Here is a 15,595-nt window from a genome sequence, read left to right on the forward strand (position 1 = left end):
TTCGTCACAACACAAGGCAATTACTGCAGCAGAGAGATGTCCGCCACCTGCAGGAACAGCTCGCGCAGCTTGGTCAGCAGCGTCAGGCGGTTAATACGCAGATCTTTATCTTCTGCGTTTACCATCACTTTGTCGAAGAACTCATCCACCGGCTCGCGCAGATTCGCCAGCTCTTCCAGGGCTTCCTGGTAACGGCCTTCAGCGAAGTACGGCTGTAGCTTATCGCGCAGCACGACAACGTTGGTCGCCAGGCGAATTTCTTCGGCTTCTTTCAGCACGGTGGCCTGTACGGTGTCGTTCAGCACTTCGTCAGACTTGGCAAGAATGTTGGAAACACGCTTGTTCGCCGCCGCCAGAGACGCCGCCGCTTCCAGAGTACGGAAGTGGGAAACCGCCTTCATGCGAGCATCGAAATCAGCCGGTTTGGTAGGACGACGCGCCAGTACCGCCTGGATGGTGTCAACCGCGTGGCCTTCTTCCTGATACCAGGTGCGGAAGCGACCCAGCATAAAGTCGATAACCTCATCCACCACGTTGGTGTTGGTCAGCTTGCTGCCGTAGAGGCGAACCGCTTCTTCGGTCAGGGTCTGCAGATCCAGCGGCAGGTTTTTCTCGACGATAATACGCAGCACGCCCAGAGCGGCACGGCGCAGCGCAAACGGATCTTTGTCGCCTTTCGGATGCTGGCCGATGCCGAAGATGCCCGCAAGGGTGTCCATCTTGTCGGCAATCGCTACCGCACAGGCTACAAGGTTAGACGGCAGAGCATCGCCCGCAAAGCGTGGCTGGTACTGCTCGTTCAGCGCAACCGCCACGTCTTCCGCTTCGCCGTCGTGGCGCGCGTAGTGCATGCCCATCACGCCCTGGGTGTCGGTAAACTCGAACACCATGTTGGTCATCAGGTCGCACTTGGACAGCAGGCCTGCACGGGTCGCGTGGTTCACGTCGGCACCAATCTGGCCCGCAATCCAGCCGGAAAGGGCTTCGATACGGTTGGTTTTGTCGCGCAGGGTGCCCAGCTCTTTCTGGAACAGCACGGTTTCCAGACGCGGCAGATTGTCTTCCAGGCGTTTTTTGCGGTCGGTATTGAAGAAGAACTCGGCATCTGCCAGGCGCGGGCGAACCACCTTCTCGTTACCGGAGATGATCTGCACCGGGTCTTTGGACTCGATGTTCGCCACGAAGATGAAGTTCGGCAGCAGTTTGCCGTCGGCCGCGTAGACCGGGAAGTACTTCTGGTCACCCTTCATGGTGTAAACCAGCGCTTCAGCAGGCACGGCCAGGAATTTCTCTTCGAACTTCGCGGTCAGCACCACCGGCCATTCCACCAGCGAGGTGACCTCTTCCAGCAGGCTTTCGCTCAGGTCAGCCTGACCGCCGATTTTACGGGCGGCTTCTTCGGCATCACGTTTGATGACGGCTTTACGCGCTTCATAATCGGCAATGACCTTCCCGCGCTCCAGCAGGATCTGCGGGTACTGGTCGGCATTGTCGATGGTGAACTCTGGCTCGCCCATAAAGCGATGGCCGCGAATGACGCGGGCGGACTGAATGCCCAGAATAGTGGCAGGGATCAGTTCGTCACCCAGCAGCAGCGTCACGGTGTGAATCGGACGCACGAACTGGATATCGGACGCGCCCCAGCGCATCAGCTTAGGAATCGGCAGCTTAGCCAGAGAAGTAGCGATCATGTTCGGCAGCAGAGTCTGCACGCTTTCGCCCTTCACGTGGGCGCGATACATCAGCCACTCGCCTTTGTCGGTAGCCAGACGCTCGGCCTGGTCAACGGTGATCCCACAGCCACGAGCCCAGCCTTCGGCGGCTTTGCTTGGTTTACCTTCTGCATCGAATGCCGCAGACACCGCAGGGCCGCGTTTTTCGACTTCGCGATCCGGCTGTGAAGCCGCCAGATTAGCAATTTTCAGCGCCAGGCGACGCGGGGCAGCAAACCATTTTACTTCGCCGTGGGCGATGTTGGCCGCATCCAGCTCGGCGGTAACGTTGGCAGCGAAGGATTCAGCCAGGCTGCGCAGGGCTTTTGGTGGCAGCTCTTCAGTGCCGATCTCCACCAGAAAAGTTTTTTCAGACATGGCGGCCTCTTAGTTTTTCTTATTGCACATCGGGAAGCCAAGCGCTTCACGAGAAGCGTAGTAGGCTTCGGCCACGGCTTTGGTCAGGGTGCGAATGCGCAGAATGTAGCGCTGGCGCTCGGTCACGGAAATGGCCTTGCGCGCATCCAGCAGGTTAAAGCTGTGAGCGGCTTTCAGAATACGTTCGTAGGCCGGGAGCGGGAGCGGAGTTTCCAGCGCCAGCAGCTGCTGCGCTTCTTTCTCGTACTGCTCGAAGCAGGTGAACAGGAAGTCCACGTCGGCGTATTCGAAGTTATAGGTGGACTGCTCCACTTCGTTCTGGTGGAACACGTCGCCGTAGGTGGTTTTCCCCAGCGGGCCGTCGCTCCACACGAGGTCGTAAACGCTGTCTACGCCCTGAATGTACATGGCCAGGCGCTCTAAACCGTAGGTGATTTCGCCGGTTACCGGCTTGCACTCGAGGCCGCCAACCTGCTGGAAGTAGGTGAACTGCGTCACTTCCATGCCGTTGAGCCAGACTTCCCAGCCCAGGCCCCACGCGCCAAGCGTTGGGTTTTCCCAGTTATCTTCCACGAAACGAATGTCATGGATCTCCGGATCCATACCCAGCTCTTTCAGCGACCCGAGGTACAGCTCCTGAATGTTGTCCGGAGAAGGCTTAATCACTACCTGGAACTGGTAGTAGTGCTGTAAACGGTTCGGGTTTTCGCCGTAGCGGCCATCGGTAGGACGGCGGGACGGCTGCACATAAGCGGTGGCCATTGGCTCCGGCCCTAAGGCACGCAGGCAGGTCATCGGATGAGAGGTGCCTGCGCCCACTTCCATGTCCAAAGGTTGAACAATGGTGCAGCCCTGGCGAGCCCAGTAGTCCTGTAAAGTCAGGATCAGGCCTTGAAAGGTCTTGGTATCAAACTTTTGCATGTTGAATTCGCACGCGTTCGGTGGATTTAAGAGAAGCGGCCAGTATATACGCAAACGCGGTCGAGTTGTATCAACACGGCAACGGAACGGCCGTGAGGGAGAAAGGCGTCAGGTTGTTGCGCGTTGGTTGAGGTTTTCGCGGCTGGAAAGGTGTGAAAATTGACCGCTTTCGTCAAACGAACAGGTAAACCCCTCTTTGCGGGCGGTGCTGCCCATCATTTCGTAGCTGGCCTGATACTGCTTAAAATCTGACAGATTAATACGCTGCGGCTGGGTGTTGTAGCGATAAGCGGCCTGATTTTTACAGGCAAGCTCCATTGCTTCGGTGTGAACCACCGGGCGCAACTTCTGCGCGACCTGGCCTTCCTGCGGCGTAGAACTGCAGGCGCTGAGCATTAACGCCAGAAAAGCGGTTAAGAGGAGCCTATTTTTTCTTTCTGCCATCATCATTCGCTACCAGTACGTTAAACTCGGTTTCTTATGTCAACTCCTCGTGCAGCAGGCATTTTGCGAAGCCGCCACGGGGATAGCAAGATGCGCCGGGCAAACTCAGACATTTCCGGACACGGGTAAGCAAGCGGGTTCAGAGGGACGAATGCAGCAAAAAATAAACTGGATAGACAACCTTCGGGGCATCGCCTGCCTGATGGTGGTCATGATCCACACCACAACCTGGTACATCACGAATCCACACACCGTCACCGCGTTTAGCTGGGACTTTTCAAACGTTCTGAACTCGGCTTCTCGCGTCAGCGTCCCGCTGTTTTTCATGATTTCCGGCTACCTGTTTTTTGGTGAACGCAGCGCGCAGCAGCGGCACTTTCTACGGATAGCCAGCTGCCTGCTGTTTTATAGCGCCATTGCGCTGCTGTATATCTGGCTGTTTACCCCCATCAGCACCGGCCTTGCGCTACGCTATATCCTGGTCAAGCCGGTGTTCTACCACCTGTGGTTTTTCTTCGCGATTATGGTGATTTACCTGCTTTCACCGCTGATACAGGTCAAGAAAGTCAGTGCCGTGACAATTCTGGGGCTGATGGTGCTGCTCGGCGTGGTGGCCAACCCCAACACGGTGCCGCAGACGGTGGGCAATATGCGCTGGCTGCCCGTTAACCTCTACATCAACGGCGACACCTTCTATTACGTGCTTTATGGGCTGCTTGGCCGGGCGATTGGGATGCTCGAAACCCAAAGAAAAGGCGTCAGCGGCCTGGCAGGCGGCCTGTTTGTGATTTGCGTCATCTCCATTGCGCTGGGCACGCATCGGCAGTTGGAAATCAACAAAAACTTCGCCGAAACCTTTTACGTCTACTGCGGGCCGCTGGTGTTTATCGCCGCCATCAGCCTGCTGGTCGTCGCCAAAAACTGCCTGAACCAGCGCCCGCTGCCCGGCCTGACGTTTATCTCACGCTACTCGCTGGGTATTTATGGGTTTCATGCGCTGATTATCCATTACCTGCGTACCCATAATATCGAGCTGACCCACTGGCCAGTGCTGGATATTCTGTGGATCTTCGGCGCGACGCTGGCGGGCAGCCTGCTGCTGGCCGTTGGGCTGGGAAAACTTGACCGCAAAAAGCTGGTGAGTTAAGCGTCGCGGCTGCGGCCTCTGGCCCGATGAAGCTGGCGCGGAGAGGAAAACCCGGCGGCGCTGGCGGCCTGTTCCATACGCTGCCCCTGCTGCAGCCGCTGTTCCGCAACCGCCAGCCGGAGCTGTTCCAGGTAGTCGCGCACGGAAATGCCCAGGTGATGCTGAAAAAGGCGGGATAAATGTCGGGGGCTGACGTGAACCCGGTTAGCAATTTCCGGGATCGGCCAGGCAGCCTCAGGTGCAGCCGAAAGCAGATCCTGCGCGCGATGCACCGCCGGGTGAATGTGGTTCCGGTAGCGAAGCCAGGGCGAAAGCTGCGGATCGTCTCCCGAACGGCGGAACCAGACCACCATCTCTCTGGCAACATCGAGTGCCATCCGTGGCCCGCAGTGGCGGTTAATCAAATGCAAAGCGAGATCGATCCCCGATGTGATCCCTGCGCTGGTCCATATACCGCGATCTTCCACAAAAATGCGGTTATCTTTCACCTGCGCGCCCGGCGCAGCGGCTTTCAGTCTTTCAAGCACGTCATGGTGCGTTGTGCACTGAATGCCGTGCATCAAACCCGCACGGGCTGCCAGCAGCGCCCCGGAACAAACGCACATCAGATTAAGCTGCTGGCTGTGGATTTGCGGCTGCAGCCGGGTTAACCACCGCCGGACTTCTTCCGCCTGCGGCGTGGCAAAAAAGCGGTTTGAATCGCATACGCCGGGCAGCACCAGCAGACTTCCGGCGGGAAGGGTCTCAGGTAACGGCTGAATACCGCTGAACGTCAGGCCGATAGAGGTTTCGACCTCAGGGTCCGGGCCAATGTAGTGCAGATCAAACGCGTGCCTCGCCAGCACCAGCGTTTCCGCCGGGCCGCTCAGATCGAGGGACAAAACCCCCGGCAGCACCACAAACCAGACCCCCACACTCATTCCAGCGACTCCAGGCACTCGGCTACGGTTTGAATTTCGGCGAACCGCCCTGCCAGCACGGTTTCGGTGCGGTGGCGCAGGGTGGCGGCGTCCAGCGTAACGCCTTTCCAGGTCATCGGGAAGGTCAGCATCGCCTCGCTAACAAAAGAAATCCGGTAGCCCAGGTCGGAGGCCACCCGCGCAGTGGTTTCGCAGCATTGTTCGGTGCGGATCCCACAGATAATCAGGTGGTTGATGTCTCGGGCACGGAGCCAATGATCCAGCCCGGTACCGGTAAACGCGTTGTGGACGTGTTTCTGGAAACTGACCGCAGGCTGATGGCGTAAAAATGGCATCGGCGTAACAAACCCGGAGGCCAGCGAAAAGACATCGTCTTCATCCACATGGAAGATATCCACCACCGGCACGCCTTTCTGCTGGCAGCCTGCAATGAGTGCCAGCATCGCCCGTTGGAACGCCGGGACATCATCCTCCCGCCAATAATCCCTGTGAAAGAAAGACTGCTGGGTATCAATATTGATCAGCGCTGTACGTGACATTTTCGGACTCCTTGTTAGTGAGGTTAAAACCATTCTGACAAGGGATTTCACGGTTGCTAATACCAAAAACGGACAGGATAGTGTTGGTTTGAGACGATGAACGCCTCGCTGTACGTCCAGCATCTTCTTCAACCGCAATTTATTCCCTCTCCCTGGAAGGGAGAGGGAATAAATCATGCCAACCTTAGCTTGTGATCCCCCTTGCCACCTTGAGGGGAGGAATAAGGTGAGGGGAAAGTGAACACGACACTCAGGACATCAGCGGCAGCAGCTGCTGATAAATCTGGTTAAAGACCTGGCGCCGCCCGGCATAGCGCTGATGGCGAGCCAAATCAGGCTGATGCCTTTGCTCCAGCGGCGGCTGAGGTAACAGAGTCTGTAAAGGCTGGCCCGGTGAGAGCGCGATTTGCGCCAGGCGCGCCGCCCCAAGCGCGGGCCCAACGTCGCCGCCGGTGCGGTAATCCAGCACCTGGCCGCTGATATCCGCCAGCATTTGCCGCCAGTACGGGCTACGTGCGCCGCCGCCAATCAGCGTGACGCTGTCCGGCGTAATACCGCATTCGTGCACAACGTCCATGCCGTCCGCCAGCGCGTAGCCCACGCCTTCCAGCACCGCACGGGCAAGCTCGGCGGGGCCGTGCTGATGGGTCAGACCAAAAAAGGTGCCTTTAGCCTGCGGGTTATTATGCGGCGTACGCTCCCCGGAAAGATAAGGCAGGAACCAAACCACACCGGCGTCCTGATTTGCCTGTTCCGCCGCCGCCAGTAGAGCCGGTACGCTGCCGAGGCCAGTGAGTTTAGCTGCCCAGTCAAGACAGGAGGCCGCGCTGAGCATCACCGACATCAAATGCCAGCGGTTAGGTAACGCATGGCAAAAACTGTGTACTGCACTTTCCGGCCTGCTGCGGAAACCGTCGCTGACGGCAAAATAAACCCCGGATGTCCCGAGCGATAGCATTGCCTGTCCGGCATCAACCATGCCGACGCCAATAGCCCCTGCGGCATTGTCACCCCCGCCAGCCACAACGGGCACAGCAGGCATTTTCCAGGCCTCTGCAACTTCTCGCGTTAGTACACCGGTTATTTCACTGCCCTCAAACAATTCAGGCATGTGCCGCCGGGAAAGACGGCAGGCGTCGAGCATCGTGTCACTCCAGTCGCGCTTAGCGACATCCAGCCACATCGTGCCTGCCGCATCGGACATGTCACTGGCGAATTCTCCGGTCATTCTCAGACGCAGATAATCCTTCGGCAGCAGCACGTTATTAATTTGCGCAAAGATCTCAGGCTCATGACGCTCGACCCACAAAAGCTTAGGCGCGGTAAAGCCGGGCATCATCAGATTGCCGGTTATCGCTCTTGCTTCTTCTACGTTGCTCTCCAGCAACGCACATTCCTCGCCGCTGCGGCCATCGTTCCAAAGGATAGCCGGGCGGAGTACGCGCTGTTTGCTGTCCAGCAACGTTGCCCCATGCATCTGACCCGCAAGCCCAATCGCCTTTACACCGCTGAGTGCATGTTTCACGCCCAACGCCCGCATTGCACGGTCCGTTGCCTGCCACCAGTGTTCGGGATCTTGCTCGGACCACAGGGAATGAGGCCGGGATACAGTCAGCGGCTCGCTGCATGTAGCCATCACCTCACCTGCTTCACTGAGCAGGATCGCCTTCACGCCTGAGGTGCCAAGATCGATGCCGATATACATGGTAGCTCCTTAATATCGCGCCGCTTTTCAGCGGCGCAGACAAGTTTAGTTATCGAACAAATAGTGGTTAATCAGGTTTTCCAGCCGCTCCTGATGCCCGCTTTGATGCTGCGGGGCCAGCTTGTGCTGCTCAGCGTACTGCGCCAGCTGCGTGAGCGATATCTGCCCTTTAAGAATTTGCTGGCCCAGCTCACTATTCCACCCGGCGTAGCGTTTGGCGACACGTTTATCAAGCTCGCCGTCTTCAACCATGCGGGCAGCCACTTTCAGCGCCAGCGCCATCGTATCCATGGCGCCGATATGACCATAAAACAGGTCATATTTGTCGGTACTCTGGCGGCGCACTTTGGCGTCAAAGTTCAGGCCACCCGTCGTGAACCCGCCAGCTTTCAGGATCTCATACATCACCAGCGCATTTTCCTCGACGCTGTTCGGGAACTGATCGGTATCCCAGCCCAGCTGCGGATCGCCCCGGTTAGCATCCACCGAGCCAAAAATACCCAGTGCAATCGCGCTGGCGATTTCGTGGTGGAATGAGTGACCGGCGAGCGTCGCGTGGTTAGCCTCAATGTTAACCTTTATCTCTTTTTCGAGACCAAACTGCTTCAGGAAGCCGTAGACCGTCGCCACGTCGTAATCGTACTGATGCTTGGTCGGTTCCTGCGGCTTCGGTTCGATAAGCAACGCGCCACGGAAGCCGATTTTATGCTTGTGCTCAACGACCATTTGCATAAAGCGCCCGATTTGCTCGCGCTCCTGCCGCAGGTCGGTATTCAGCAGGGTTTCATACCCTTCACGCCCGCCCCATAGCACATAGTTTTCCCCGCCCAGTTGATGCGTGGCGTTCATTGCCGTCACGACTTGCGTCGCCGCCCAGGTAAACACTTCGGGATCGGGATTCGTTGCTGCCCCAGCGCCGTAGCGGGGGTGGGTAAAGCAGTTAGCCGTGCCCCACAGCAGCTTCACGCCGCTGTCCTGTTGTTTTTGCGCCAGGACTTCCGTCATCTGTGCAAAATTGTTCAGATATTCCTTAAGCGACGAGCCTTCAGGCGACACGTCAACATCATGAAAACAGTAATACGGCACGCCCAGTTTCTGGAAAAACTCAAACGCCACGTCGGCCTTGCGCTTCGCAAGCGCCATAGCGTCTCCGGCCTGCTGCCACGGACGTTCGAAAGCACCCACGCCGAACATATCCGCGCCCGTCCAGCAGAATGTGTGCCAGTAGCAGGCCGCAAAACGCAGGTGCTCTTCCATGCGTTTTCCAAGAATTAATGCATCCGGATTGTAGTGACGAAACGCCAGTGGGTTGGTGGTTTTAGGGCCTTCAAAACGCACGCGATCGAGTTGGTCGAAATAAGCTTGCATAGTTAACTCCGTCATCAGAAAACTGCGGCAGGATAGCTGGTCAGCTCATCCTGAGTTTTCCCTGACGGTTGCTCAATTACGTTATTTCACTCTGGGATTGAGAGAATACTCAAATGTGCGTCACCTCGCAAAAAAAGAATAAAATAATAAATAAACATCGCGTAACTGCTTCCATAAATTAGTGCAACAGGCTGGTCATTCAATATGAAATCAGATCGCCATCATAATTTTACGATTAAACAAAAAAACATAACGCGAAGATAAAAATCAGTAATTGATGCTTTCTCCATGAACGATAACAATTCAAACCGTCTGCTGATATGAATCACTCTTTATTCCGATAAGCCACTTTCCCCCTACAGGTAAATAACATGAAGATAAAGAACATCTTAGTTACGCTATGCGCCTCACTTATCCTGACCAGCGTAAGCGGCATCGCAAAAGAAGTGAAAATCGGTATGGCGATTGACGACCTTCGTCTGGAGCGCTGGCAAAAAGATCGCGATATTTTTGTGAAAAAAGCGGAATCGTTGGGGGCGAAAGTTTTTGTCCAGTCCGCTAATGGCAACGAAGAAACCCAGATGTCGCAAATTGAAAATATGATTAACCGCGGCGTTGATGTATTAGTGGTTATCCCCTACAACGGCCAGGTATTAAGTAACGTGGTTGCAGAAGCTAAACGCGAAAGCATTAAAGTGCTCGCCTACGACCGCATGATTAATAATGCTGACATTGATTTTTATATTTCTTTCGACAATGAAAAAGTCGGTGAATTACAAGCAAAAAGCATTGTGAGTAAAGTGCCGCAGGGGAATTACTTCTTAATGGGCGGTTCGCCGGTGGATAATAATGCGAAATTATTCCGCGCCGGGCAGATGAAAGTATTAAAGCCTTATATCGACGATGGAAAAATTAAAGTCGTCGGCGATCAGTGGGTTGACGGCTGGCTGCCGGAAAACGCGCTGAAAATTATGGAAAATGCCCTGACCGCGAACAATAACAAGATTGATGCCGTTGTCGCCTCCAACGACGCCACTGCGGGCGGTGCAATTCAGGCGCTTAGCGCGCAGGGGCTGGCGGGGAAAGTGGCTATTTCAGGTCAGGATGCCGATCTCGCGGGCATTAAGCGCATTATTGCCGGTACCCAAACAATGACCGTCTATAAACCTATTACCAAACTGGCAGATACCGCCGCCGAAATTGCCGTCGAGCTGGGGGAAGGTAAACAACCAGTCGCAGATGCCACATTAAATAATGGCCTGAAAGATGTTCCCTCCCGCCTCCTGACGCCTATTGAGGTGGAAAAAACCAATATCGACAGCACCGTCATTGCCGACGGTTTCCACAAAAAGAGCGATCTGTAGCCACCGGGCCTGCGCATACGCGGGCCTTCTCTTTCACCAGGAGGAGCCTTATGCCTCATTTGTTGGAAATGAAAAACATCACCAAATCCTTTGGGCAAGTAAAAGCCGTGGATAACGTGAGTCTGGCCCTGGACGCTGGAGAAGTGATGTCGCTGTGCGGTGAAAATGGCTCGGGCAAATCCACGCTGATGAAAGTGCTGTGTGGTATTTACCCTCACGGCAGCTATGAAGGTGAGATCTGGTTTGCCGGTGAGCCGCTGCAGGCGAGTCATATTCGCGACACTGAGCGCAAAGGCATCGCCATCATTCATCAGGAACTGGCGCTGGTGAAGCATCTTACGGTGCTGGAAAACATCTTCCTCGGCGTAGAAATTACGCGCCACGGCCTGCTCGACTTCGATGCCATGACGTTACGCTGCCAGAAGCTGCTTGCCCAGGTGAACCTTACGCTCTCCCCGGAAACTCGCGTAGGAGATTTAGGACTGGGGCAGCAGCAATTGGTTGAGATCGCGAAGGCGCTGAACAAGCAGGTGCGGTTGCTGATTCTGGACGAACCCACCGCTTCGCTCACCGAGCAGGAAACCGCCGTACTGCTCAGGATAATTCGCGATCTGCAGGCGCACGGCATCGCCTGTATTTATATCTCCCACAAGCTCAATGAAGTCAAAGCCATTTCCGACACCATCTGCGTGATTCGCGACGGGCAGCCCATCGGCACCCGCGAAGCTAAGCAGATGAGCGAGGACGATATCATCACCATGATGGTTGGCCGGGAACTGACGGCGCTGTACCCCAGCGAACCACACCAAACCGGCGATGAGATCCTGCGCGTCGAACACCTGACCGCATGGCACCCGGTCAACCGGCACATCAAGCGGGTCAACGATGCCTCTTTTTCTCTGCGAAAAGGGGAAATCCTGGGCATTGCCGGTTTGGTCGGGGCCGGAAGAACCGAGGCGGTGCAGTGTCTGTTTGGCGTTTGGCAGGGGCGCTGGGAAGGAAAGATCTACATCGACGGGCAGCAGGTTCATATCAATAACTGTCAGCAGGCTATCGCTCACGGCATCGCCATGGTGCCGGAAGATCGTAAGAAGGACGGCATCGTGCCGGTCATGGCCGTGGGGCAAAACATCACGCTTGCCGCATTGAGTCAGTTTACTGGCGCACTAAGCAGCCTGGATGAAGCGCAAGAGCAGCACTGCATGCTGCAGTCGCTGACACGCCTGAAAGTCAAAACGTCATCGCCCAGCCTGGCGATTGGCCGCCTGAGCGGTGGGAACCAGCAAAAAGCAATTCTTGCCCGCTGCCTGCTGCTCAATCCGCGCATCCTGATACTCGATGAACCCACTCGAGGCATCGACATTGGCGCGAAATACGAGATCTACAAACTTATCAATCAACTGGTGCAGCAGGGGATCGCCGTCATTGTCATCTCCTCTGAACTACCGGAAGTGCTCGGCCTGAGCGATCGCGTACTGGTGATGCACGAAGGCCGCATTAAAGCCGATTTGATTAACCATAATCTGACCCAGGAAAAGGTCATGGAAGCCGCCCTGAGGAGTGACCCCCATGTCGAAAAGCAATTTGTCTGAAATGAAACTGACGGCACCAGGCCGCGCCTCCGTTGGGGCATTAAAATCGCTGAATTTGCAGGTTTTTGTCATGATTGCCGCCATCCTGGTCATCATGCTGTTCTTTACGTGGCAAACGGACGGCGCTTACCTGAGCGCCCGCAACGTCTCCAACCTCCTTCGGCAAACGGCCATTACCGGCATCCTCGCGGTGGGCATGGTGTTCGTCATTATTTCGGCTGAAATCGACCTCTCGGTTGGCTCAATGATGGGTCTTCTGGGCGGCGTAGCGGCCATTTTTGACGTCTGGCTCGGCTGGCCTCTGCCGCTCACGATTGTTGTCACGCTGGCCCTGGGCCTGGTTCTCGGGGCATGGAACGGATGGTGGATTGCCTATCGCAAAGTGCCGTCGTTTATCGTCACGCTCGCGGGCATGCTGGCGTTTCGGGGAATTTTAATCGGCATCACCAATGGCACCACCGTGTCACCTACCAGCGGAGCCATGTCGCAAATCGGGCAAAGCTACCTGTCAGACGGCATTGGCTTTACCGTTGGCGTTATCGGTTTGATGGGCTTTATTGCCTGGCAATGGCGGCTACGCATTCGCCGTCAGGCTCTGGGCCTTGCCGCGCCCGCGTCGGGTGGCGTTGTTGGCCGCCAGGCAATCACCGCCGTGATCGTACTCGGCGCCATCTGGCTGTTGAACGACTATCGCGGCGTTCCCACGCCGGTACTGATCCTTGCGCTGCTGCTGCTCGCCGGGATGTTTATGGCTACCCGAACTGCGTTTGGCCGCCGCATCTACGCCATCGGCGGCAATATTGATGCTGCGCGCCTTTCGGGAATCAACGTTGAGCGTACCAAGCTAGCGGTGTTTGCTATAAACGGCCTGATGGTGGCGATTGCCGGGCTGATTCTTAGCTCGCGCCTCGGAGCAGGCTCACCTTCCGCCGGGAACATCGCCGAATTGGATGCCATTGCCGCCTGTGTTATTGGTGGAACCAGCCTGGCGGGTGGTATCGGCAGCGTTGCCGGTGCGGTGATGGGGGCATTTATTATGGCTTCGCTCGACAACGGCATGAGCATGATGGACGTCCCGACCTTCTGGCAGTACATAGTGAAAGGTGCCATTTTGCTGCTCGCGGTATGGATGGATTCTGCGACCAAACGCCGGGCGTAATGTGCCTGGCGGGCAAAACGTGCAAACGATCACAATGCCGGGGTGGCGTTCCCCGGCTCGCTCGCGGCTGTGATATGCAGACATCTGGTTAGCTACGGGAAACTATCGGCATGTTTGAGAAACGTCATCGCATTACGCTGCTATTCAACGCCAATAAAGTCTATGACCGTCAGGTAGTCGAAGGCGTGGGGGAATATTTGCAGGCCTCTCAGTCAGAATGGGACATTTTTATCGAAGAGGACTTTCGCGCCCGGATCGATAATATCAAAGAGTGGCTGGGCGACGGCGTGATTGCCGATTTTGACGATCGGGAGATTGAACACTTGCTGGAAGGCGCCGAAGTCCCGATTGTCGGCGTCGGTGGCTCCTACCACACGCCGGAGCACTATCCCGCAGTGCATTACATCGCGACCGACAACTACGCGCTGGTGGAAAGCGCCTTCCTGCACCTGAAGGAGAAAGGCGTGCAGCGTTTTGCGTTTTATGGGTTGCCCGGCTCGAGCGGCAAACGTTGGGCGGCCGAACGAGAGCACGCTTTTCGTCAATTGGTTGCGAAGGAAAAGTACCGGGGCGTGGTTTATCAGGGCATAGAAACGGCACCAGAAAACTGGCAGCACGCCCAAAACCGCCTGGCGGACTGGGTACAAACGCTGCCGCCGCAAACCGGCATTATTGCGGTCACGGACGCCCGAGCCCGACACCTGCTGCAAGTCTGCGAGCACCTGCATATCCCCGTCCCGGAAAAGCTTTGCGTTATCGGCATCGATAACGAGGAGCTGACCCGTTATTTATCGCGGGTCGCGCTTTCGTCAGTAGCGCAGGGTACGCGTCAGATGGGCTACCAGGCCGCCAAACTGCTACACCGCCTGCTGGACAGCGAAATCCTGCCGCTCCAGCGTGTGCTAGTGCCGCCGGTGAGGGTTGTGGAACGCCGCTCCACGGATTATCGCTCGCTGCATGACCCGGCGGTAATCCAGGCGATGCACTACATCCGCAATCACGCCTGCAAAGGGATCAAGGTCGAACAAGTGCTGGATGCGGTCGGGATCTCACGTTCGAACCTGGAGAAACGTTTTAAAGAAGAGGTCGGCGAGACGATTCACGCGGTAATCCACGCCGAAAAACTGGAAAAAGCGCGCAGCCTACTGATTTCAACTTCTTTATCTATCAATGAAATATCACAGATGTGCGGCTACCCGTCTTTGCAATATTTCTATTCGGTATTTAAAAAAGAGTATGACGCCACGCCAAAAGAACACCGCGATCGCTTTAGCGAAATTTTAGTTTAAACCTCTAAATAACAATGCCCTCCGAAGAGGGCATTGTTTATTTCATTCAGGCAATGAAAATTAATTCGGCAGCATTAAACGCTGGTTGCTCTGATACATCGCGAACAGGAAGTTATTATAGCTTGAGCCTTTCGCCGAATACCCTTTCAGCTTGTGAATCATATTATTAGCCGTCACTTCCTGATCCGCTTTGCGCAGCTTGGCACGCTCTTTACGGAACGAAGAATAGGCCGGATGGGTATTCAGGTTAGCGACGTAAGCATTCACGCCTTCATTCACAGAGCCGTAATGCAGGTAACCTTTCACTTTACCGGGCTCGCTGTTGCAATGGCGCTTGGTGCACTTCATGCCAAACAGATTGTTGTTGCTGCGGGCAAGTTTAGATGTGCCCCAGCCGCTTTCCGCCGCTGCCATTGTCGCCACCATATTGGTAGGAATGATATCGACTTTTTCCAGCAGGCTGTTCCACGGCACACGGTTGGTATTGCCGCGCCATGCCACCTTGTAACGCTGGGTAATTTCTTTCAGACGTGCACGCTCAGTCGGCGACCAGCGCTTTTCGTACTGCTTTGAAATCAACCAGTTACGGTCGGCAGTTATCGCTGCATTTTGGCGGGTAATATATGGCATGACCGTCCGGAGAAACGCTTTTTTCCTTGGTGTCCCGGAAGGGTATTTTCGCAAATCAGGAAGCGAACCATTTTCACTATTGCGAGAATACTCTTTTTTACTACTTGCCAGTTTACTGCTTACCGCTTTCTTGCTGCTTACTTTCGTTATATGGGCCTTGCTGTGCGATTTAGGCTCATGTTTACTGGCGAGCGCGTGACTTGAAAAGCCCACGGTCAGCAGCATGAGTATCGCGGCCCCGAATCGTCGAAATGGGGGTGATATCATTAGCTCTCCTGGTCGGATCGATCGTTTCCAGTGCCTTATTTTTTAAAAGGTTTTAGAAAAACAGAGGCGAATTATATCAAAATTAACCGCTCAGAGCACCTTTAGAAATAGTACTATTCCGAAACAATGTCACCTATGAACTTCTTATGGTGATAAAAAG

13 protein-coding genes are annotated in these 15,595 nt (G+C 55.5%); 5 read left to right on the plus strand and 8 right to left on the minus strand.

Going from position 1 to position 15,595, the window contains the following annotated elements; translation table 11 throughout:
• Positions 1 to 20: 20 nt before the first annotated feature.
• The 3 genes from glyS to AAIE02_RS13795 form a co-directional block, all read right to left on the minus strand.
• Positions 21 to 2,090: a glycine--tRNA ligase subunit beta gene (gene glyS, locus AAIE02_RS13785; RefSeq protein WP_498532776.1), complete on the minus strand. Its 2,070-nt coding sequence runs from the start codon at positions 2,088 to 2,090 to the stop codon at positions 21 to 23.
• A gap of 9 nt (positions 2,091 to 2,099) precedes the next feature.
• Positions 2,100 to 3,011: a glycine--tRNA ligase subunit alpha gene (gene glyQ, locus AAIE02_RS13790; RefSeq protein WP_039298895.1), complete on the minus strand. Its 912-nt coding sequence runs from the start codon at positions 3,009 to 3,011 to the stop codon at positions 2,100 to 2,102.
• A 108-nt stretch (positions 3,012 to 3,119) separates the two neighbouring features.
• On the minus strand, positions 3,120 to 3,407 hold the full coding sequence (locus tag AAIE02_RS13795) for a YsaB family lipoprotein (RefSeq protein ID WP_336983241.1): 288 nt from the start codon (positions 3,405 to 3,407) through the stop codon (positions 3,120 to 3,122).
• A 199-nt stretch (positions 3,408 to 3,606) separates the two neighbouring features.
• Between AAIE02_RS13795 and AAIE02_RS13800 the strand changes: the two genes are divergently transcribed.
• On the plus strand, positions 3,607 to 4,602 hold the full coding sequence (locus tag AAIE02_RS13800) for an acyltransferase (RefSeq protein ID WP_008457652.1): 996 nt from the start codon (positions 3,607 to 3,609) through the stop codon (positions 4,600 to 4,602).
• Here AAIE02_RS13800 and AAIE02_RS13805 read toward each other — a convergent pair.
• From AAIE02_RS13805 to xylA, 4 genes are all read right to left on the minus strand, one after another.
• Positions 4,599 to 5,522 carry a GlxA family transcriptional regulator gene (locus AAIE02_RS13805; RefSeq protein ID WP_336983243.1) on the minus strand — a complete coding sequence of 308 codons (924 nt, stop codon included), beginning with the start codon at positions 5,520 to 5,522 and terminating at the stop codon, positions 4,599 to 4,601. The genes AAIE02_RS13800 and AAIE02_RS13805 overlap by 4 nt on opposite strands.
• Entirely contained in the window at positions 5,519 to 6,061 is a 543-nt protein-coding gene (locus AAIE02_RS13810) for an isochorismatase family protein (protein ID WP_498532777.1), read from the minus strand. Before AAIE02_RS13810 ends, AAIE02_RS13805 begins: the two co-directional genes overlap by 4 nt.
• Before the next feature lie 250 nt (positions 6,062 to 6,311).
• Positions 6,312 to 7,766, minus strand: a complete 1,455-nt coding sequence (xylB, locus tag AAIE02_RS13815) for a xylulokinase (RefSeq protein ID WP_166878887.1) — start codon at positions 7,764 to 7,766, stop codon at positions 6,312 to 6,314.
• Positions 7,767 to 7,811: 45 nt separating this feature from the next.
• Entirely contained in the window at positions 7,812 to 9,134 is a 1,323-nt protein-coding gene (gene xylA / locus AAIE02_RS13820) for a xylose isomerase (RefSeq protein WP_166994889.1), read from the minus strand.
• A 371-nt stretch (positions 9,135 to 9,505) separates the two neighbouring features.
• Between xylA and xylF the strand changes: the two genes are divergently transcribed.
• The 4 genes from xylF to xylR all read left to right on the plus strand — a co-directional run bounded on the left by xylF (position 9,506) and on the right by xylR (position 14,538).
• Positions 9,506 to 10,498 (plus strand): D-xylose ABC transporter substrate-binding protein, encoded by a 993-nt coding sequence (gene xylF, locus AAIE02_RS13825; protein WP_498532778.1) that lies wholly within the window; start codon positions 9,506 to 9,508, stop codon positions 10,496 to 10,498.
• 50 nt (positions 10,499 to 10,548) lie between these two features.
• Entirely contained in the window at positions 10,549 to 12,090 is a 1,542-nt protein-coding gene (locus AAIE02_RS13830; protein WP_498532779.1) for a xylose ABC transporter ATP-binding protein, read from the plus strand.
• Complete coding sequence (xylH, locus tag AAIE02_RS13835) at positions 12,068 to 13,249, plus strand: xylose ABC transporter permease XylH (protein ID WP_166994892.1); 1,182 nt, start codon at positions 12,068 to 12,070, stop codon at positions 13,247 to 13,249. The genes AAIE02_RS13830 and xylH overlap by 23 nt, the downstream gene beginning before the upstream one ends.
• 110 nt (positions 13,250 to 13,359) lie before the next feature.
• Positions 13,360 to 14,538 carry a D-xylose utilization transcriptional activator XylR gene (gene xylR / locus AAIE02_RS13840; protein WP_498532780.1) on the plus strand — a complete coding sequence of 393 codons (1,179 nt, stop codon included), beginning with the start codon at positions 13,360 to 13,362 and terminating at the stop codon, positions 14,536 to 14,538.
• A 60-nt stretch (positions 14,539 to 14,598) separates the two neighbouring features.
• On the opposite strand, the gene AAIE02_RS13845 is transcribed toward xylR, so the two are convergent.
• Positions 14,599 to 15,435, minus strand: a complete 837-nt coding sequence (locus tag AAIE02_RS13845) for a protein bax (protein ID WP_008457665.1) — start codon at positions 15,433 to 15,435, stop codon at positions 14,599 to 14,601.
• Positions 15,436 to 15,595 lie beyond the last annotated feature (160 nt).

Source organism: Cedecea sp. Ae19-4, assembly GCF_059801165.1.